Source organism: Lentzea sp. NPDC004782 (assembly GCF_040609115.1).
In the GTDB taxonomy this organism is placed as follows: Bacteria; Actinomycetota; Actinomycetes; order Mycobacteriales; family Pseudonocardiaceae; genus Lentzea.
Window position 1 is genome coordinate 50263 of record NZ_JBEXJN010000020.1, and the last position, 19162, is coordinate 69424.

Genomic DNA, 19162 nt, shown 5'->3' on the forward strand with positions numbered 1-19162 from the left:
GGGTCAGGTGAGCAGTTCCCAGCCGCGTCTGGTCAGGCGGTGGCGGACCGACCTGCCGTTGCGGTGCGTGGACACGAAGCCCGCGGTGCGCAGGGCGGTCGCGTGTTGTGAGGCGGTGGGCAGGCTGATGCCCACGTGCTTGGCGAGCTCGGTGGTGGTGCGTTCGGACGTCAGCGCGCGCAGCACCAGCGTCCGGGTGCGGCCGAGGGCCAGTTCGAGGCTGGCCCCGCTGGGCTGCGCGGCCGCCACGGGGTAGAAGAGCAGCGGCTGGGGTTCGGCGAACATCGACACCGCCGGGCGGGTCAGGCCGTGCAGCACCGGCACGATCAGCATTCCGGTGCCGCGCAGCGAGATCTCGGTGTCCCACGACAGTTCGACGTGCAGCGCGGGCGAGGTCCAGGAGATCGACGGGTGGAGGCTGCCGAGCAGGCCGCCCAGCCCGCGCGACAGGGCCTGCGACGAGCGCAGCCGCACCTCGGCGTCGAACGCCTGGCGCGTCTCCGGCCAGGTCGGCCCGAGCAGGTCCCGGAAGCCCGCCCGCAGCGCCGAGCGCAGGTCCTGACGCGAGGTCGGGGTGCCCGCGGCGTACGAGCGCAGCCACGGCGACGTCGTGCCGAGCATGTTCGCGATCTGGTCGCGCACGCGGGTGGGCGGCACGTCGAGCACCTGGCGCACGGCCTCGTCGAAGTCGGGGCGCGCGGAGTTGAAGAAGTCCGGGATGAACCGTCCCGGCCGCACCAGTTCGGCGAGCGGGCGGATCTGCGGCAGCAGCATGCGGTCCCAGTCGCCGCTGTGCACCGTGAACACCAGCTCGTACATCGGCAGCGGTGCGGGCGCGAACCGCGTGCGCGCGAGATCTTCCAACTCGAAGAGAATGGTCAGCCCGCGGCCCCTGGGCGCGGATTCGGACAACACGATTGGCATTTGCTTCCCCCCGGAGTGCAACCACTTCCGACGGTACGCAGATTTCGTTGTCCGGTGTCAGCGCTGTTCCGGTTGACAACGCTTCACAAACAAACTTCAGACGAGCGGCCCGGACTGCTCGGTGAGCTTCAGCAGCAGGTCACGGGTGTATGCGCGTTTCTCAGGGGTCTCCTGGCCGCGCCACAGCAGATCTTCGAGTGTCACCCCGTCGAGTGCCCGGGAAATGAGGTCCGCGCGCTGCGGGTGCAGCCCGTCGGAATCGGTTTGCTGCCGCCAGCGGGTCGCGGCGACGTCCAGTCGCTGCTGCAGTTCCGGAACGCCGAGCAACGCCGTTACGACAGACGGGTGAGACCACAGGTCGTCCGGCGTGAACGTCGCGCGGATGTGCGCGCGGGTCCACCGGCCTGGGGTGTCCTCCGGTTCGAGCAGGCTCTCGACGATCCTGTCGTAGCGGTCGAACCACTCGTCGATCAGGCCGACGAGCAACGCCTGCTTGCTGCGGAAGTGGTGCAGCAGGCCGCCTTTGGACACGCCGGCCTCCTTGGCCACCGTGTCGAGGCTGACTCCGGGCCCGTGTGCGGTCAACGCGCGCGCGGCCGCCTCGATCACTTCACGGCGAGTGCGGGGCGCGTTGCGCTGTTCTCCGGGCATGTGATCAACCTAGTCGTTTGCTCTGCCGACCGTCTGGACGGTACGTTAGTTTGCAGACCAGATGGTCGGCTAAGGAGATCTCATGCGGAAGTGGGCGGCTCTGGGCGTGCTGGCCCTCGCGTTGTTGCTGATCGCCGTGGACGCCACGGTGCTCGCCCTGGCGATTCCCGCCCTGCAGCACGACCTCGCGCCGTCCCCCGCGCAGGTGCTGTGGATCGGTGACGTCTACTCGTTCGTGCTGGGCGGTCTGCTCGTCACGATGGGCACGCTCGGCGACCGGATCGGCCGCAAGAAGCTGCTGCTCACGGGCGCCGCCGGATTCGGGGCGGCGTCGCTGCTGGCCGCGTTCGCACCGTCGGCGGGCTGGCTGATCGCGGCCCGCGCCCTGCTCGGCGTGGCGGGCGCGACGATCATGCCGTCGACGTTGTCGATCATCCGCAACCTGTTCACCGACCCCGTCGAGCGCACGCGGGCGGTGGCGGTGTGGGCGGCGATGGCCACGGCCGGTGCCGCGCTGGGGCCGCTGGTCGGCGGCGTGCTGCTGGAGCACTTCTGGTGGGGTTCGGTGTTCGTGATCAACCTGCCGGTGATGGTGTTGCTGCTGGTGTTCGGCGCGTGGTGGCTGCCGGAGAGCCGGGACCCGGCACCGGGCCCGTTCGACCTGGCCTCGGCCGCGCTGTCGGCGGTGGGCGTGGTGCCGCTGGTGTACGCGGTCAAGGAGTTCGCGCTGGCCGGGCCGTCGTGGACGGCACTCCTGGCCGCGCTCGTCGGCATGGCGGGACTGCGGCTGTTCGTGCGGCGGCAGCAGACGTCCGCGCACCCGATGTTCGACGTGTCGCTGTTCCGCAGTCCGGCGTTCAGCGGTGCGGTGGGCGCGACCATGATCGCGGTGTTCGCCCTGACCGGGTTGGTGTTCTTCCTGTCGCAGTACTTCCAGAACGTGCTGGGCTACTCACCGCTGCAGGCCGGGCTGCGCGAGCTGCCGCTGGGAGCCGCCGGCGTGCTGGTGATCGCGTTGATCGGGCCCGCGGTGCGGCGGCTCGGCCTGGGCCGCGCGATCGCACTGGGCCTGCTGGTCAGCGCGGGCGGGCTGGCGATCGTCGGGTTCTCGGCGCGGTACGGCGCGATCGCGGTGGCACTGGTGGTCGTCGGTGCCGGGGTCGGGCTCGCGCTGACGCTGACCACGGACGCGGTGGTGTCCGCCGTGCCCGCGGACAAGGCCGGAGCGGCGTCGGCGGTGTCGGAGACGGCCTACGAGCTGGGCGCGGCCCTGGGCATCGCGGTGCTCGGCACGGTGCTGTCGGCGTGGGCTCGCGCGGGCACGTTCACCGAGGCGATGCAGGGCACGGCCCTGGTCGCCGCCGCGCTGCTGGCGCTGGCGTCCCTCGTGGCCTACCGGTTCGTCCCGAGCCCGCTCCGGGAAGCCGTCAGCCGGTAGGCGTCCCGACGCGGTCGCGCTCCAGTGCGACGCGCAGCAGCGACAGGAACTCGGCGGCCGCCCGGGAGTGTTCGCCGACCAGGCCGAACAGCTCGGTCACCCGTTCGGTGAAGGTCAGCTCGGCGGCGTCGACCAAGCGCACGCCGTCGTCGGTCAGGACCAGCAGGGACGACCTGCGGTCCGCCGGGTTGGGCAGGCGCGAAACCAGGCCGAGCCGCTCCAGGCGGTCCACGCCCTTGCTGGTCGCCCCGATGCCGACGGCGAACTCCGCAGCCAGGTCGGCCACCCGCGACTCCGGGTGCTCACGCAGGAAGCGCAGGAACTCGTACTGCGAGGTGACGATCCCGTGCCGCTCCCGCAGCCGGTCGTTCAGCGCGTTGTACAGCCGCGTCTCGCAGCGCACGAGGTCGGCGAACAGGGCCTGCGGGTCGACCGGAAATTTAGATGCCACGGCATATACTGTAGCGGCATGTACTTGAACCGGGGGTGCTCATGAGCAGGGAACAGCGGGCGAAGATCGACACGATGCTGCGCGAGCGGCCACAACCAGAGGGACCGCTGTCGGTCGAACAGCTGCGAACGGGCTTCGCGGCGATGATGGCCGCGATGACCGTTCCGGACGGGATCAGGACCGAGGACACCGTGCTCGGGTCACGACGGGCCCTGCTGGTCGAGCGAGCGAACGACCAGCGCGCCGGCACGATCCTGTACTTCCACGGCGGCTCCTACGTCGTGGGCTCGCCGGAGACCGCGCTGTCGCTGACCGGGAGCCTGGTGGCGAGGACCGGGTTCCGGGCGTTCTCGCTGGACTACCGGCTCGCACCGGAGCACCCGTTCCCCGCCGCGATCGACGACGCGGTGGCGGCCTACCGCGCGTTGCTCGACGCCGGCGAGGACCCGGCGTCCATCGCGTTCGCCGGCGACTCCGCGGGCGGCGGCCTGACCGTCACGACCTGCCTGGCGGCGCGCGCCGCGGGACTGCCCGCACCGGCGGCGATCGTGGCCTTCTCCCCCGGCCTGGACGTCACCCGGACCGGCGAGAGCATGGACGCGAAGGAGGACGCCGACCCGTTCTTCACGCGCCAGAGCCTCGAACGCACCAGCGCGCTCTACCTGGCCGGGCAGGATCCGCGCCACGAGCTCGTCAGCCCCGCGCTGTTCGCCGACCTGACGGGCTTCCCGCCGATGCTGCTGCAGGTGGGCACCAACGAGGTGCTGCTGGACGACTCCACGCGCATGGCCGAGCGCGCCAGGGCCGCCGGAGTCGACGTGATCCTCGACGTCACCGCCGACGTGCCGCACGTGTTCCAGGCGTTCACCGGGGTCCTCGACGAGGCCGACGACGCACTCGACCGCGCGGCGTTCTTCCTCACCCAGAGGCTCGTGAGGCCTCGCTCAGCCGTTCGTGCAGACGTTCCCTGACCTGGTCGGGGGTGTAGGCGGCGCGGCGGCGCTGGTTGCGGGCCACCAGCACGCCGCTCGCCGCGACACCGGCGAACGCGGCGATGCCGAGCACCTTCCAGAGCTTCATGTGCCTAGGCTACGGGCTCATGGCGATCTCTCTGGACGAAGCCGTGGAGTTGACCCGCACCGGTGACGTGTGGGTGTTCCGCGGGCGCAGCGCCGCGGATCGGGCGATCCAGGCCATGACGAACAGCCCCGTCAACCACGTGGGCATGGCGATCGTGCTGGACGACCTGCCGCCGCTGATGTGGCACGCCGAGCTCGGCAAGTCGCTCAAGGACATCTGGACCGGCACGCACCAGCGCGGCGCCCAGCTGCACGACCTGCGCGACGCCGTGGTGACGTGGCACGACAGGTACAACCAGCGGGCGTGGCTGCGGCAGCTCGACCACCCGGTGACGCGCGAGATGGAGGACGCGGCACTGCGGACGGTCGCACGGCTCGACGGCACGCCGTTCCCCTCGACCGCGAAGCTCGCCTCGCGGTGGCTGCGCGGCCGCGTTCCGTTGCGGCCCAAGGCGGACGCCACGCTGGAGAGCGCGTTCTGCGCGGAGATCGTCGCGATCACGTACGAGGAGATGGGGTTGCTGCCGAAACGGCGGCCCAACTGGTACGACCCCGGCCGGTTCTGGAGCGGCGACGACCTCGAACTGATGAACGGCGCCAAACTCGGCGCGGAAATCGCGGTCCACTTCTGACAGGTTTTGTCCCGCGAACGGCTGGCAAACCAGTGTCATGTTCGACGGGATGCGTTCTACCGCACGGGAAAGCGTCGTTCGCGCGCTCTGGGACGTGCCGAAGCTGCTGCGGCACCCGGTGTGGCGGGGCGCGGATCCCGGTCAGGGCAAGGGTTTGGGTGTCGTGCTGGCGCCCGGTTTCGGGGCGGGTGACGTGAGCCTGCTGCCTGCCGCGTCGTGGTTGCGGGCGCGTGGTTACGTGCCGGCGAGCGCGGGCGTCGGGTTCACCGTCGGCTGCACCGGCGACCTGCTGGCGGAACTGGTGCGCCGCACCGAGAAGCACGCCGAGCGCACCGGTCGTCCGGCGGTGCTGCTCGGCCAGAGCCGTGGTGGCGGCATCGCGCGCCTGGCCGCCGCCCGGCGGCCAGACCTGGTGCGCGGCCTGGTGATGCTGGGCAGTCCCGTGCTGGACCCGATGGGCGCGCATCCCAACGTCATGCGGATCGCGAGGTTCCTGGCACGGCTGGCTTCCGCGGGTGTGCCGGGGTTGCTCGACGACGACTGCCTGGGCGGCCCGTGCTTCGAGGAGCACGTGAAGATCCTCGCCGAACCGCTGCGGGTGCCCGCGATCTCCATCTACTCCCGTTCGGACGGCATCGTGCCGTGGCGGCTGTGCCTGGACCCGTACGCCGAGTGCGTCGAGGTGCACAGCACGCACACCGGCATGGGCTTCGACCCGCGCGTCTACGAGCTTCTGGGACCGCGGCTCGCCGCCTGGGCCACCGGCACGATCCGCGCGTCCAGCAGCACGCCGTCCGCCACGTCCAGCAGCCCGATCGTGCCGTGCGGCTGACGTCGCTTGTCCGTCGGCGAGCCGGGGTTGAAGACGCGGAACCCGTCCTCCTCCTCGTCCCACGGGATGTGCGAATGTCCGAACACGACGAGCCGCGCGGACGGGAACCGGCGGCGCATCCTGGCGAGCCTGCCGGTCTTCTGCCCGCTGTCGTGGATCATCGCGACCGGTAGCCCCTCGATGTCGAGCTCGACGGTCTCCGGTGCGCCCCAGGCCACCACGTCCGGGCCGTCGTTGTTGCCGCACACCGCGATCACCGGCGCGTACTGCGCCAGCTCGTCCAGCACGGGAGCGACGCAGACATCACCGCCGTGCAGGATCAGGTCCGCCGACCGCAGATGCTCGGCCACGGCGGGTGGGCACCGCTTCCAGAACCGCGGCGCGTGGGTGTCGGACAGCACGACGACTCTCACGCCCGCCAACCGTACCGGCCCGGCTCGAGTGCGGAGTGGACACTCTGGTGCTCGATGAAGGGCTCCTTCCTCCACCTCAGGTCGATGAAGGAGCCCTTCATCGACAACGAGCGCGCCAGCGCGAGATCGGGCGCGGAAGGTTGCACGCGATCGCGAGCGGGTACCTGACCTGCATGGCACGGGCGATCTGGAGCGGGTCGGTCAGTTTCGGGCTGGTGACGATCCCGGTGGAGCTGTACAGCGCCACCGAGGACCACACGGTGCACTTCAACCAGTTCCAGCGCGGGACGTCCGACCGCATCCGCTACAAGCGCGTCAACGAGCGCACCGGACGCGAGGTGCCCTACGACAAGATCGTCAAGGGGCACGAGGTCGACGACGGCGAGTACGTGATCGTCGAACCGGAGGAGCTCGACGACATCGCACCGGGCCGCTCGCGCACGCTCGACATCGAGGCGTTCGTGGACCTCGCCGAGATCGACCCGGTGTTCTTCCAGAAGACCTACTGGCTCGGGCCGGGCAAGCCCGAGTTCTCGCGCCCGTACCTGTTGCTGGCGCAGGCGATGAAGAAGACCAACCGGGCGGGCATCGCGTTGTTCGTCATGCGCGGCAAGCAGTACCTGACCGCGTTGAAGGAGGACAACGGGATTCTCGCCGTGCACACGCTGTTCTTCGCGGACGAGGTCAGGGACCCGAAGGACGTGCTGGACGTGCTGCCGGAGGGCGGGGCGCCGCGCGGCAAGGAGCTGAACATGGCCGTGTCGCTGGTCGAGTCGATGGCCGACGACTGGCGTCCGAAGGACTACCGCGACACCTTCACCGAGCGCGTCAACAAGCTCATCGAGGACAAGCGCAAGGGCCGCGAGGTCGTCGTCGAGGCAGAGCCTCCCGAGGCCACTGGGGTCGTGGACCTCATGGAGGCGTTGCAGCGCAGCGTCGAGGCGAGCAAGAAGAAGCGGGGCAAGAAGAAGGTCAGCTGACGACCAGCGCCGTCGCGTTGTCCGTCCCGCCCGCGTACAGGGCGGCCCGCACGAGCCGTTCGGCCGACGCGTGCCCGGCCATGATCGCCTCGATGCCACCGTGCCCCAACGGCCCGTGGACGCCGTCCGACGCGAGCAGGAGCCGGGACGCCCGCGTCGCCGCACGTCCGATGTTCTCCGGCGTGGCGTGCCGGACGGTGTTCGTCACGACGTGCTCCAGCCGCGGTTGCGGCACCACGCCTCGTTCGCGGAAGTACTCGGCCACGGTGTGGTCGGTCGTGAGCTGCACGAGGTCCTCACCGGCCGAGGCGTACGCACGGGCGTCACCGGCCCACGCCACGTCGAAGCCGCCGTGCGGACGGGCCACGGCGACCACGATCACGGCGTCCCCGCTGTGCACCTGCAGCGCGTCTCGGGCGGCCAGGATCGCGGCGACGGGGTCGGTGAGGAGAGCGGCGGCCTGGGCGGCGGCGTGCGCGGCCTCGCCCGCGGCCTCGGAGTCACCCACCCCGTCGGCGACCACGAAGGTGCGACGGCCGGTGGCGTACGCGTCGGCGTTGTGCGTGCGCGGTCCACGCTCTGATGCGTGGGTGACGGTCAGCGCGGTACCCAGCGGCATGGTGCGATCGATCAGCATGGCGACCTCCCTCATTCCACTGAGCCTCGTGCGCCTTGGAGTCTGCTGTCAGCACCCTGAGAAATGCTCTAGAACTTCGCCGTTCGGCGATCTGCGGGACGTTCCGGCCGTGCCGGTAGCGTGATCACGTGCGATTCACGGTGTTCGGCGGCGTCTCGGCGCGGGTGGACGGCCACGTGACCGAGCTCGGCCCGACGCGGCTGGGAGCCCTGCTGGGCGTGCTGCTCGTCGACGCCGGTGCGGTGGTCAGCGCCGACGACCTGGTCGAACGCGTCCTGGGCGACGCGCCACCGCCCCGTGCCCGCGCGATGATGCGGACGTGGCTCACCCGGCTGCGCCAGACGCTGCCCGGCCTGATCGAACGCGAGGCGGGCGGGTACGTGGTCCGCGTCGACCCGGTGGAGATCGACCTGCACCTGTTCCGGCACCTGGTGCGCACCGGCCGGACCGCGGAGGCGCTGGCGCTGGCGCGGCAGGACCTGCTGTCCACACTGGACACGCCGTGGGCACGCCGCAGGCGCGAGGAGTTCGCCGCGGAGCTGCTGGCGGCGCGGCTCGACCACGTGGACGCGCGGCTGAGCGCCGGTGAGCACCAGGTGCTGGTGCCGGAGCTGCAAGTGCTCGCCGCGGAACGCCCGTTGGACGAACGCGTCGCGGCCCAGCTGATCGAGGCGTTGCACGGCAGCGGCCGCACGGCCGACGCGCTCAGGCAGTTCGAGCTGGTCAAGGCACGGCTGGCGGACGAGCTGGGCGCCGAACCGTCCCGCAGGCTCACCGCGCTGCACCGGCGGCTGCAGACCGCCTCGGCGCCGCGGCAGCTGCCCGCGCCGCCCAAACCGTTCACCGGCAGGGCGCTGGAGCTGGCCGAGCTGGACCAGGCACCGAACGGCGTCGTGGTGATCACCGGCACGGGCGGTGTCGGCAAGACCTCCCTGGCCGTGCACTGGGCGCACCGCGCGGCCGAGCGGTTCCCGGACGGCCAGCTCTACGTGAACCTGCACGGGTTCGGGCCGTCCGGCGCGGCGCTGAGCCCCGGTGACGCGCTGCTGCGGTTCCTGTCGGCGCTGGACGTGCCGCGGGCGAAGGTGCCGCACGACGTGGCCGGGCAGTCGGAGCTGCTGCGGGACGCGCTCGCCGGCAAGCGGGTGCTGATGGTGCTGGACAACGCCACCGATGCCGACCAGATCGAACCGCTGCTGCCGCGCACGCCCAACACCCACGTGGTGATCACCAGCCGGACCGCGCTCAGGCCGACGCACCGGGCGCGGTCGCTGTCGCTGGGCCTGCTGCCTCCCGACGACGCCCGCGAGCTGCTGGCCGCCCGGATCGGCCACGACCGCGCCCGTGCCGAACCGGAGGCGGTCGACACCGTGGTCCGCCGGTGCGCGCGGCTGCCGCTGGCCCTCGCGGTCGCCGGGGCACGGGCGGCGACGCAGCCGGAGTTCCCGCTGGCGGCGCTGGCGGACGAGCTGGCCGACCTCGACGCGTTCGCCGACGACGATGACGTCACCGCGGACCTGCGGTCGGTGTTCTCCCACTCCTGCAAGGCGCTCAGCCCCGCGGCGCTGCGGCTGTTCCGGTTGCTCGGCCTGATGCCCGGTCCGGACATCAGCCTCGCCGGTGCCGCGTCCCTGGCGGGCCTGGCGCTGCCGGAGACCGAGTCGCTGCTGGGGGAACTGGCCAGGGCGCACCTGCTCGACGAGCCCGAGCCGGGCCGGTTCACGTGCCACGACCTGCTGCGCGACTACGCGGCCGAACTGGCGGGACCGGACGAACGCGACGAGGCGCTCACCCGGCTGTTCGACCACCTCGCGCTCACCGGCGTCGAAGCCGCCGTCGTGTTCACGCCCAGCCGCCACCGCCCGGCCACGCCGCCACCGGCGGAAGGTGTTGTGGTCACGCCGATCCACACGCACGAGGAGGCGCTGGCGTGGCTGATGGCGGAGCACCCCGCGTTGATGTCGGCGATGCCCCACGGCACCCCGGCGCAGACCTGGCTGATGGGGTGGACGCTCGCCGACGTCCTGGACCGGCAGGCGCACTACCAGGACCTGCTGACGTCCCAGCAGCTCGCGGTGGCCGCGCTGGAACAGCTCGACGACACCGACGGCCTGGGCCGCACGCTGATCAACCTGGCCCGCGGGCTCGCCAGGGTCGGCCGGCTCGACGAGTCCAGGGCCGTGCTGGAACGGGCGCTGGAGGTGTTCGAGGGCAACCCGGCCGGTCAGGGCGAGGCGCTGCTGAACATCGCGATGCTGTGCCCGGACGACCGGATCCCCGAGGCGCTCGAGCACACGCGGCGCGGGCTCGCGTTGTTCGAGCAGTGCGGTGACGAGTACGGCCAGGCCAACGCGCTGACCGGGCTGGCGTGGGGCTACGGCAAGATCGGCGACTACGCCACGGCCGTCGAGTACGGCGAACGCGTCATGCGGATGTGGCAGGCGATGGGCCACGTGATCGGCCAGGCCGAGACGTGGGACAACCTCGGCACCGGCTACCTCGGGCTGGGCGACCTCGAACGGGCCGCGCACGCGTTCGCCGAGTCCGCCGCGCACTTCCGCACGGGCGGCGACCTCCCGCTGGAGGCCTCCGCCTACGAGCAGCTCGGCGACACCCACGCGGCCATGGGTGACGCCGAGCCGGCTCGCCGTGCCTGGCAGAGAGCGCTGGAGCTGCGCGCGGAAGCCGGACTGCCGACCGACTCCGTGCGCGCGAAGCTGATGCCGTGACCCCCGTTCATCGAGCACCTGGCGCGCCGGGTTCGGGCGCGATCAGCGGGCGGAAGGTCCGCTTACAGGCCGAACGCGAGCAGCACTCGGCCGTACGGGCTGTTGTCCTGCCCGAAGTAGCCCGACTGCACGTAGACCATGCCGTTCGACACCACCGCGCCCGTGCCGGGCCCCGCCATGTTGCCGCCGCGACCGGTCAGCCCGTTGACGCCGGTGACGTCCTGGATCGTGTCGTAGGTCCAGAGGATCTGGCCGGTCTTCGCGTCGTACGCGCGGAACTTGCCGTCCTCCGCGCCCAGCCACACCACGCCGGGCGTGCTGGACACCGCAACCCCATGAGCCGGCACGCAGACCTTCAGACCGACGGCGCCTCCGGTCGTGCACCCGTCGGCGGGCTCCGGGGTCTCCCACAGCACCGTGCCGGTGGCCGGATCCACCGCGAACAGCTTGCCGGGGCTCGCGACGTAGGTGGCGATGTAGAGCCGCTTGCCGTCGTAGCTCGCGCCCCACTGGATGCCGCCGATACCGCCGCTGGGCCACGGCGTGCCGAGCAGCCGCCGCCACACGACCTGGCCGGTCCTCGCGTCGAACACGTGGTACACACCGGACTTCTGGCCGACCCCGACGAGCTGACGGCCGCCGACCTCGAACAGGTTCGGCGACGCGCCGATGTCGTAGTCGAGGTTCGTGTTGTCCTTGAGCCCTGGGCAGTACCCCTCGGGATCGGGGTCGTTGCACGCATCGCGCCACGTGTCGGCGTCGGTCACCTGGTTGGTCCACTTCACCGCGCCGGTCCGGGTGTCCAGCGCCAGCAGCGAGTCGAACTCGCCGGCCTTGCCGGTGTAGTTCTGGCCGGTGCCGACGTAGAGCGTGCCGGTCCTGCGGTCGATCGCGGGCGAGCTCCACACGCCGGCGCCGGACGGCTCGAACCGCTTGGCGCCGTTGGGCCACGTGCCGACCTCGACCGGTTCCGGCACGGTGTAGTGCCGCCACACGAGCGCGCCGGTGTCGATGTCGTAGGCGTCGATGTGGCCGCGGAACGTGCAGCACGCGTAGTCGCGGGGCAGCGTGTTCTCCGCGCTGGACGTGCCGATGTAGATCCGTCCGTTGTAGACGATCGGCGAGCTGGTGTTCATCCCGGCGACGGTGCTGTCCACCTGGACCTGCCAGCGCTGCCGGCCGGTCCGCTGGTCGAGCGCGAACAACCGGCCCGTGCTGTCACCGAAGAACACCTTGCCGTCGGACACCGTCGGGCCGTCGGAGTTGTACACGGCCCTGGCCGCCGGTGGCAGCGTGAACTCCCACTTCGGTGCGCCGGTGCGGGCGTTGCGGGCGTAGAACTTGCCCTCGGGGCTGCCGAAGTAGATGGTGTCGCCGACGACCGCGGGCTGACTGCGGACGAAGTTGACGGGCCCCTTCTCGTAGGCGTACGCCCACTTCAGCTTGAGGTTGCCGGCGTTGTGCTGGTCGAGGCGCCACTCCGCGGCGTTGTGCCTCGACCCGGTGAGATCCTTCTGCCAACCGGCCCAGTCCCCACCGGCATGTGCCGTGGCGGGTGAGGCGGTCAGCACCACTAGCGCCGCGGTCAGCAGCGCACTGGTCTTGAGCATGGAATTTCCCCCTTCCGCCACCACCTTGGCAGCAGCGGAAGGGGGTGCGCGACCTCTTGAAGTCGTGTTGAGGTCTAGCCGATCGGTGGATGCGTCACGACGTCGACACCCTGATATCCCCGGCTGACGATCGGGTCCGGCCGGTTCAGCAGGTACTGGCGGAAGAACGCGGGGATGTAGGTGGTGGCGACCTTCCGCTGCTGTTCGGGCTTCAGGCCGGTGTCCTGGCAGTGGCCGTCGTTGTCGTAGGACCACTCGGTGTTGAAGAAGTTGTGGTTCGCCCGTTTCGGCGTGACGAGGTGGACGGGTTTCAGGTTGCGACCCTGTGCGTTCCGGACGTAGTCACCGGCCTGCGGGGTGATCGGATCGCACTCCCCGGACACGACGGCGAACGGGATCTTCGTGATGCGGTAGTCGAGGTTCTCCGGCGCCTCCGGGTCCGGCGCGTAGTAGCCGGCCGGGGCCAGCGGCAGCACCGCCCGGATCCGCACACCGGCCGGGACGAGGCCGGTGTGGTTGTCCGACGCGAGCCAGATCACGCCGCGGCCGCCGCGCGAGTGTCCGAGCACGCCGACGTCGGTCAGGTCGACGTGCCCCGCGAACTCCGGCAGCCGTCCGGCGAGCGGACCTTTGCCTTCGTTGAGGTCACGCCACAGTTCGAGGTGCTTGCTCATCAGTTTCGCGCGGGCGATGTCCGACGGTTGGGCGAGCTCACCCGCGTTCACGCCGTTGGCGCTCACCGACACGACCACGAACCCCTGGCGGGCCAGCTCTTCACCCAGGTAGTCGTAGCCCCGGTAGCTGGGGAACGGGTCGCCCTGCGGGCACGGCCACAGCCATTGCTCCTCGCCGCGGCACGTCTTCCAGTAGCCGTGCGCGAGCAGCACCAGCGGACGCTTGCCGACCAGGCGGCGCGGCGCGTGCACCACCGCCGTCAGTTCGAGGTCCGCGACCGGACCGCCGGGCTCGGTGTGGAACTCGGGCACCTGGAAGGCCCGGTCGCCGAGCGTGTACTCGACCGTTCTGACGTCGGGAGCTGCGGAAACGGTCGGCGTGGCCAGCACCATCACCATCGCGACGACGGCCGCGGTTGTCTTCATGCCGATGATCTCACCTATCGGTTGTGGGCGACCTGTGAGGACCGTGTCACGGTTCTGCCACAGCGAAGTGCCCGGCGAACCCGCAGAACCGTTCCGCCAACGGACCTTCGAGGTCGTTCAGCTCGCGCCACAGCCGCGCGTGCCGGTCCACCGCGGTCCGGTCGCTCACCAGCACCACGATCGATCCCTGCTGCGCCAACGACCGCGCGATGTCGTCGTACCCGCGGAAACCGAACACCAGCGGCCGCATGCCGACGAGCGTGCGCGGCGAGTGGACCACCGCTTTCAGGTCACCGACCGTGTACTCCATCGTCATGATGGCGGGCCGGTAGTGCCGTACGGAGGTGGCGGCCGCTGTGCTCGGCGCGGTCAGCACCATCGCGCAGGCGACAGCCACGAACAGTCTGCCGATCCCCATGGGCACGATCTCATCGGCTTCATGTGCCGCGAACGTCCGGACTTCGTCACGGTTTTGCCACAGCGGCCTCAATGCCGTCCAAAAGCACGCGCAGACCGTTGCGGAAGTTCTCCAGTGCGTCGTTCTCCAGATAGGGCAACGACGGGTCCACCGGTTCGCGGTCCTGTTCCAGCCGGTGCAGCACCGGGAACTTCTTCTCCAGGTCGGGCTCGATCTCCAGCAGCACGGCGGACCGCGCGTACCACCACTCCTCGTCCGCCTCGCCGGTCGCGCCACCGGCGGCGCGGGCCTCGGCGATGGTCTGGGCGGCGCCGCGCACGAAGTAGTTGATCGCGCCGACGATGCCGCGCAGCTGCCGTCCCGGCAGCCCGGTGGAGGCGAGGATCGTGGCCAGGGACTCGGTCACGGCGAACTCGTGCGGCCCGAGCACCGGACGGGCCTGCGACACCTGCAGCACCCACGGGTGGCGGCCGTAGCACTCCCACATGTCGTGCGCCCACCGCGTCACGGCCGGCCTCCAGCCGTCGTCGAGCGGGTACGACGTCGGCAGCTCGGCCATGGTGCGGTCGTACATGAGGTCGACCAGCTCGTTCTTGCCCGGCACGTACGTGTAGAGCGCCATGGCCGTGCGACCGAGGCGCTCCCCCACCGCGCGCATCGAGAACGCCATGCCCTGCTCGTCGGCGACCGCGATGCCCGCGTCGACGATCGCGTCCACGCTCAGGCCGGGTTTCGGGCCGGGGCGGTTCTCCGTCACGGATCCGCGCCAGAGCAGCTCGATGGACCGGCGCGGATCGCCCTGACCTGCGTAGACGACCACGGTTGCAACTCCTTACAACGTAAAGTAACCTCGTTCACCTCTTACTTTACGGCATAAAGAATCAACCCCGGGGGAAGTTGTGCTCGCCGACAGCCATGACGTCATCCAGGTCCGCGGGGCCAGGGAGAACAACCTCGCGGACGTGTCGCTCGACGTCCCCAAGCGCCGCCTGACCGTCTTCACCGGCGTGTCCGGCTCCGGCAAGTCCTCGCTGGTCTTCGGCACGATCGCGGCCGAGTCGCAGCGCATGATCAACGAGACGTACACGGCGTTCCTGCAGTCGTTCATGCCCTCGATCGGACGGCCGGACGTGGACGCGCTGCACAACCTCAGCGCGGCGATCATCGTCGACCAGGAGCGGATGGGCGCGAACTCCCGTTCCACCGTCGGCACGGCCACCGACGCGCACACGATGCTGCGGATCGTGTTCAGCCGCCTCGGCGAGCCCCACGTGGGGACGTCCGGCGCGTTCAGCTTCAACCTGCTCGAGGGCATGTGCCCGGACTGCGAGGGTCTGGGCAAGATCACCACCATCGACGTGGACGCGATCGTCGACCGGACGAAGTCGTTGAACGAGGGCGCGATCGACGCCCCGAACTACGGCGTCGGCACCTGGTACTGGCAGGTGCTCGCGAACTCCGGGCTGTATCCCGCCGACAAGCCGATCGCCGAGTTCACCGAGCAGGAACTGCACGACTTCCTCCACAAACCGACCACGAAGCTGAACATCGGCGGCACCAACGTCACCTACGACGGCCTGATCCCCAAGCTGCAGCGCACGATCCTGTCGAAGGACCGCGAGTCGATGCAGCCGCACGTGCGGGCGTTCGTCGACCGGGCGGTGACGTTCGCGACCTGTCCCGGCTGCCGCGGCGCGCGGCTCAACGAGGCCGCGCTCAGCGCGAAGATCCGCGGGGTGAACATCGCCGACTGCTGTGCCATGCAGATCAGCGACCTGGCGCGGTTCGTGCACTCGATCGACGACCCGTCCGTCGCACCGCTGCTGGCGACGTTGCGCAACACGCTCGACTCGCTGGTCGAGATCGGCCTCGGCTACCTGTCGCTCGACCGCGAGTCCGCCACGCTGTCCGGCGGCGAGTCGCAGCGGGTGAAGATGGTGCGGCACCTGGGATCGTCGCTGACCGACATCACCTACGTGTTCGACGAGCCGACCGTCGGCCTGCACCCGCACGACATCCAGCGCATGAACAACCTGCTGCTCCAGTTGCGGGACAAGGGCAACACCGTTCTCGTCGTCGAGCACAAGCCGGAGACCATCGCGATCGCCGACCACGTCGTCGATCTCGGTCCGGGCGCGGGCGTGCACGGCGGCCACGTCTGCTACTCCGGTGACGTGGCCGGGCTGCGCGCGTCCGGCACGCTGACCGGGCGGCACCTCGACCACCGGGCGAAGCTGCGGCCGCAGTTCCGCTCCCCCAAGGGTTTCCTGCCGATCACCGGCGCCCGGCTGAACAACCTCAAGGACGTCTCCGTCGACCTCCCGCTCGGCGTGCTGACCGTGGTCACCGGCGTGGCGGGCTCCGGCAAGTCCTCGCTGATCCACGGGTCGCTGCGCGGCCGGCCCGACGTGGTGACCGTGGACCAGTCGCCGATCCGCGGGTCGCGCCGGTCCAACCCCGCCACCTGCACCGGACTGCTCGACTCGATCCGGACCGCGTTCGCCAGGGCCAACGGCGTCAAAGCCGCGTTGTTCAGCGCCAACTCCGAGGGTGCCTGCGAGAACTGCAAGGGCATCGGGCTCGTCTACACCGATCTGGCGATGATGGCGGGTGTCGCGACCGTCTGCGAGAAGTGCGAGGGCAAGCGGTTCACGCCGGAGGTGCTGCGCTACACGTTGCGGGGCAAGAACATCAGCGAGGTGCTCGGCATGTCCGTCGCCGACGCGCGCGAGTTCTTCCCGTCCGGCCAGGCGCACGCCGTGCTGAGCCGCCTGCACGACGTCGGCCTCTCGTACCTCTCACTCGGCCAGCCGCTCACCACGTTGTCCGGCGGTGAACGGCAACGGCTCAAGCTCGCCATCCACATGGCCGAGAAGGCGTCGACCTACGTCCTCGACGAACCGACGTCCGGCCTGCACCTCGCGGACGTCGACCAGCTGCTCGGGCTGCTCGACCAGCTGATCGACGCGGGTAACACGGTGATCGTGATCGAGCACCACCTGGCCGTGATGGCGCACGCCGACTGGATCGTCGACCTGGGCCCCGGCGCCGGGCACGACGGCGGCCAGGTCGTGTTCTCCGGCACGCCCGGTGATCTCGTGGCGCGCGCCGACACCCTGACCGCCCAGCACCTGAAGGAGTACCTGTCGTGAGCCTGCTGACCGTGACGCGGGTGGAGCCGCTGACCCCGCGCATGGTGCGGATGACGTTCACCGGCGAAGGGCTCGCCGACCTCGGCACCTGGCCGGACCAGCAGCTGAAGCTGTTGTTCCCCAAGCCGGGCGGGTCCGCGTTCGTGTCGGACTCGCGGGACGTGAGCGCCTGGTACCAGGACTACCTCGCGATCCCCGAGCCATCACGCCCGTGGATGCGCAGCTTCACCGTTCGATCCCTTGTGGACGGTGTGCTGACCGTGGACTTCGTGCTGCACGGCGACGACGGTCCCGCGTCCCGGTGGGCCGCCACCGCCCAGGTCGGCGACGTCATCGGACGGTTCGGGCCTTCACCCGAGTACGCCCGTCCGCTCGGCACCGGGGACCTGCTGGTGTTCGCGGGTGACGAGACCGCGCTGCCCGCGATCGCCTCGCTGCTGGAGCTGCTGCCCGCATCGCAACGGTTCCGAGCGTTCGTCGAGGTCGAGGACCCGGCCGAGGAGCAGGACGTCCCCGGCGTGCGCTGGGTGCACCGCAGCGCCGGGGAGGACCTGGTGTCGGTGGTCACGGCGCTGGACGTGCCACCGTCCGCCTGGGTGTGGCTGGGCGGCGAGGCCTCCGCGGTGCGGGCACTGCGGAGGCACTTCGCCGGACTCGGAGTGTCCAAGAAGGACATCGAGTTCTCCGGCTACTGGCGCCGTTCGCTGACGCAGGACGACGCACCGACGGCCGAAGACCTCGCCGAGGCCCAGGAACGGATCGCGTCCCTCACCGAGTGACCACCAGCACCGCGCTGTCGGCCGGCACGCCGACCGTCGTCGTCGTGCCGGTCACCTTCACGTTCTTCGGCTTCGGCACGAATTTCCCGTCCTTCTCGACGGCCGAGCCCGCGATGGTGATCTCCTTGGAGTCCAGCTTCGGTGCCGTCAGCACGTAAACGCTTGCATTGTGCGCCTTCGCGGGCAACGTGATCGTCGCCGTCACCGCGGTCGTGCTCTTGTTGTTGACGAACACGTTGCCGCCGATCCCCCAGGCCGTGACGTCGTCGGCACCGCTGACGGCCGCCGCGTGGTAGGCGCCCGGCCCGGCCAGCTTCCAGAGCAGTTCGCCGTAGTAGACCGCCTGCACGCCAACGGGCTTGAGCCCGTCGTAGCGGATCGGCGAGTAGTGCAGCGGAAACTGCGTGGACGTGCCGCCGTGGAAGTTGATGCCGGAGCCCTGTCGCGCCGCGACGCCGGACATGTAGTCGAGCGACCACAGCGCCGCCGCCTGCACGTTGCTGACGCCGTCCGCGCCGCCGTGGAAGTAGCTGTTGGCCTCGGTGACGCGCCACTGCCCAATCCCGTTGGTGGACCAGGCCTTCCGCATCGCGGCCGAGATGTTCGGCAGCCTGCCGGAGGAGTTGGACGCCAGCATCTTCGCGATGTCGGCCTCGGTGTTCTTCGCGATGTACACGTGCGTGGACAGGATGGTCACGCCCCTGTCCTTCTGCGTGCGGGCGAAGTCCTCCGCCCACGAGCTGCTGTTCGCCTGGCCGGGGCCGTCGAAGTGCGCATCCGGCACCTTCGCCCGGATGGCGTCGGCGAACTTCGCGAACAGCGCCTCGTACTCCGGCAAGGTCTTCACGTAGACGTTGGGCTCGTTGCCGATCTCGAACGCCACGAGGTCCTCGCCGAGCGTCCTCGCGGCCACCGCGGCCTCGTCGGCGGCGGCTTCCGGCGTGTTGGTCTTGAGGTTGATGCCGTAGACGACCTTCCACCCGGTCGCCTTGGCGAACAGCGCCAGCTCGCGGATGTCGTCCGGCGCGACCTCGTCGGCCTTGCCGCCGGGGCCCTGCGGGTTCCAGGTGGTCATGTCCACGAGGTTGCCGCCGATGCGCAGCAGGCTCGGCCCGAGCAGGCGGAAGAGGCGGACCAGGTCGGCGTTGCGGGCGTCGAACATCCGCGCGCCGACCCGGTCCTTCTCGTAGCTGAAGCCGGCGAAGTCCCTGCCGACCTGGCTCTGGCTCGCCGGATCCACCCGCACGCTCACCGCCGGCGCGGCCTGCGCCGGTGACGCACCCACCACGAGCAACAGGGCCGCTATGACCGCTGCACGACGCATCAGGAGTCCCTTC

General features: G+C 70.4%; 18 protein-coding genes and 1 pseudogene. 8 read left to right on the forward strand and 11 right to left on the reverse strand.

Translation table 11 applies throughout. The annotated features are described in order from the left end of the window. Positions 1–3 precede the first annotated feature (3 nt). Both ABZV40_RS19645 and ABZV40_RS19650 read right to left on the reverse strand, forming a co-directional pair. A complete protein-coding gene (locus ABZV40_RS19645) occupies positions 4–924 on the reverse strand; it encodes an ArsR family transcriptional regulator (RefSeq protein WP_355443057.1) in 921 nt (306 codons plus the stop codon). Between the two features lie 96 nt (positions 925–1020). Beyond that, positions 1021–1575, reverse strand: a complete 555-nt coding sequence (locus tag ABZV40_RS19650; protein ID WP_355443060.1) for a TetR/AcrR family transcriptional regulator — start codon at positions 1573–1575, stop codon at positions 1021–1023. Positions 1576–1657: 82 nt separating this feature from the next. On the opposite strand from ABZV40_RS19650, the gene ABZV40_RS19655 reads away from it, so the two are divergent. Then, positions 1658–3013: an MFS transporter gene (locus tag ABZV40_RS19655; RefSeq protein WP_355443063.1), complete on the forward strand. Its 1356-nt coding sequence runs from the start codon at positions 1658–1660 to the stop codon at positions 3011–3013. Here ABZV40_RS19655 and ABZV40_RS19660 read toward each other — a convergent pair. Next, a complete protein-coding gene (locus tag ABZV40_RS19660) occupies positions 3003–3464 on the reverse strand; it encodes a MarR family transcriptional regulator (RefSeq protein WP_355443066.1) in 462 nt (153 codons plus the stop codon). The genes ABZV40_RS19655 and ABZV40_RS19660 overlap by 11 nt on opposite strands. Before the next feature lie 41 nt (positions 3465–3505). Between ABZV40_RS19660 and ABZV40_RS19665 the strand changes: the two genes are divergently transcribed. Continuing rightward, a complete protein-coding gene (locus tag ABZV40_RS19665) occupies positions 3506–4435 on the forward strand; it encodes an alpha/beta hydrolase (protein WP_355443069.1) in 930 nt (309 codons plus the stop codon). On the opposite strand, the gene ABZV40_RS19670 is transcribed toward ABZV40_RS19665, so the two are convergent. Further along, positions 4383–4544: a hypothetical protein gene (locus ABZV40_RS19670; protein WP_355443072.1), complete on the reverse strand. Its 162-nt coding sequence runs from the start codon at positions 4542–4544 to the stop codon at positions 4383–4385. The two genes, ABZV40_RS19665 and ABZV40_RS19670, sit on opposite strands and share 53 nt — an antisense overlap. 19 nt (positions 4545–4563) lie before the next feature. Here ABZV40_RS19670 and ABZV40_RS19675 point away from each other — a divergent pair, with 19 nt between their 5' ends. After that, the gene (locus tag ABZV40_RS19675; protein WP_355443075.1) at positions 4564–5175 is read left to right on the forward strand and encodes a hypothetical protein; all 612 of its coding nucleotides are present in this window, start codon (positions 4564–4566) and stop codon (positions 5173–5175) included. A 49-nt stretch (positions 5176–5224) separates the two neighbouring features. After that, the gene (locus ABZV40_RS19680; protein ID WP_355443077.1) at positions 5225–6007 is read left to right on the forward strand and encodes an alpha/beta fold hydrolase; all 783 of its coding nucleotides are present in this window, start codon (positions 5225–5227) and stop codon (positions 6005–6007) included. On the opposite strand, the gene ABZV40_RS19685 is transcribed toward ABZV40_RS19680, so the two are convergent. Continuing rightward, positions 5899–6420: a metallophosphoesterase family protein gene (locus ABZV40_RS19685; protein WP_355443080.1), complete on the reverse strand. Its 522-nt coding sequence runs from the start codon at positions 6418–6420 to the stop codon at positions 5899–5901. The two genes, ABZV40_RS19680 and ABZV40_RS19685, sit on opposite strands and share 109 nt — an antisense overlap. Positions 6421–6593: 173 nt before the next feature. Between ABZV40_RS19685 and ABZV40_RS19690 the strand changes: the two are divergent. Next, positions 6594–7385, forward strand: a pseudogene (locus ABZV40_RS19690) (Ku protein); the annotation flags it as partial. Between the two features lie 7 nt (positions 7386–7392). Here ABZV40_RS19690 and ABZV40_RS19695 read toward each other — a convergent pair. Then, positions 7393–8037 carry a serine/threonine protein phosphatase gene (locus tag ABZV40_RS19695; RefSeq protein WP_355443084.1) on the reverse strand — a complete coding sequence of 215 codons (645 nt, stop codon included), beginning with the start codon at positions 8035–8037 and terminating at the stop codon, positions 7393–7395. A gap of 128 nt (positions 8038–8165) precedes the next feature. Between ABZV40_RS19695 and ABZV40_RS19700 the strand changes: the two genes are divergently transcribed. After that, positions 8166–10766: a BTAD domain-containing putative transcriptional regulator gene (locus ABZV40_RS19700; protein WP_355443086.1), complete on the forward strand. Its 2601-nt coding sequence runs from the start codon at positions 8166–8168 to the stop codon at positions 10764–10766. A gap of 62 nt (positions 10767–10828) precedes the next feature. Here the strand turns inward: ABZV40_RS19700 and ABZV40_RS19705 are convergent, their stop codons facing one another. The 4 genes from ABZV40_RS19705 to ABZV40_RS19720 form a co-directional block, all read right to left on the reverse strand. Then, positions 10829–12376 carry a PQQ-binding-like beta-propeller repeat protein gene (locus ABZV40_RS19705; RefSeq protein WP_355443089.1) on the reverse strand — a complete coding sequence of 516 codons (1548 nt, stop codon included), beginning with the start codon at positions 12374–12376 and terminating at the stop codon, positions 10829–10831. 74 nt (positions 12377–12450) lie between these two features. Beyond that, complete coding sequence (locus ABZV40_RS19710) at positions 12451–13476, reverse strand: hypothetical protein (RefSeq protein ID WP_355443092.1); 1026 nt, start codon at positions 13474–13476, stop codon at positions 12451–12453. Positions 13477–13522: 46 nt separating this feature from the next. Further along, on the reverse strand, positions 13523–13894 hold the full coding sequence (locus tag ABZV40_RS19715; RefSeq protein ID WP_355443095.1) for a hypothetical protein: 372 nt from the start codon (positions 13892–13894) through the stop codon (positions 13523–13525). Positions 13895–13940: 46 nt separating this feature from the next. Next, positions 13941–14714: a TetR/AcrR family transcriptional regulator C-terminal domain-containing protein gene (locus ABZV40_RS19720; protein WP_355443098.1), complete on the reverse strand. Its 774-nt coding sequence runs from the start codon at positions 14712–14714 to the stop codon at positions 13941–13943. A 79-nt stretch (positions 14715–14793) separates the two neighbouring features. On the opposite strand from ABZV40_RS19720, the gene ABZV40_RS19725 reads away from it, so the two are divergent. Both ABZV40_RS19725 and ABZV40_RS19730 read left to right on the forward strand, forming a co-directional pair. Further along, entirely contained in the window at positions 14794–17046 is a 2253-nt protein-coding gene (locus ABZV40_RS19725; protein ID WP_355443101.1) for an excinuclease ABC subunit UvrA, read from the forward strand. Beyond that, positions 17043–17825, forward strand: coding sequence for a siderophore-interacting protein (locus ABZV40_RS19730; RefSeq protein WP_355443104.1), 783 nt, complete (start codon positions 17043–17045; stop codon positions 17823–17825). The genes ABZV40_RS19725 and ABZV40_RS19730 overlap by 4 nt, the downstream gene beginning before the upstream one ends. On the opposite strand, the gene ABZV40_RS19735 is transcribed toward ABZV40_RS19730, so the two are convergent. Further along, entirely contained in the window at positions 17815–19149 is a 1335-nt protein-coding gene (locus ABZV40_RS19735) for a hypothetical protein (protein ID WP_355443108.1), read from the reverse strand. The two genes, ABZV40_RS19730 and ABZV40_RS19735, sit on opposite strands and share 11 nt — an antisense overlap. Positions 19150–19162: the final 13 nt, after the last annotated feature.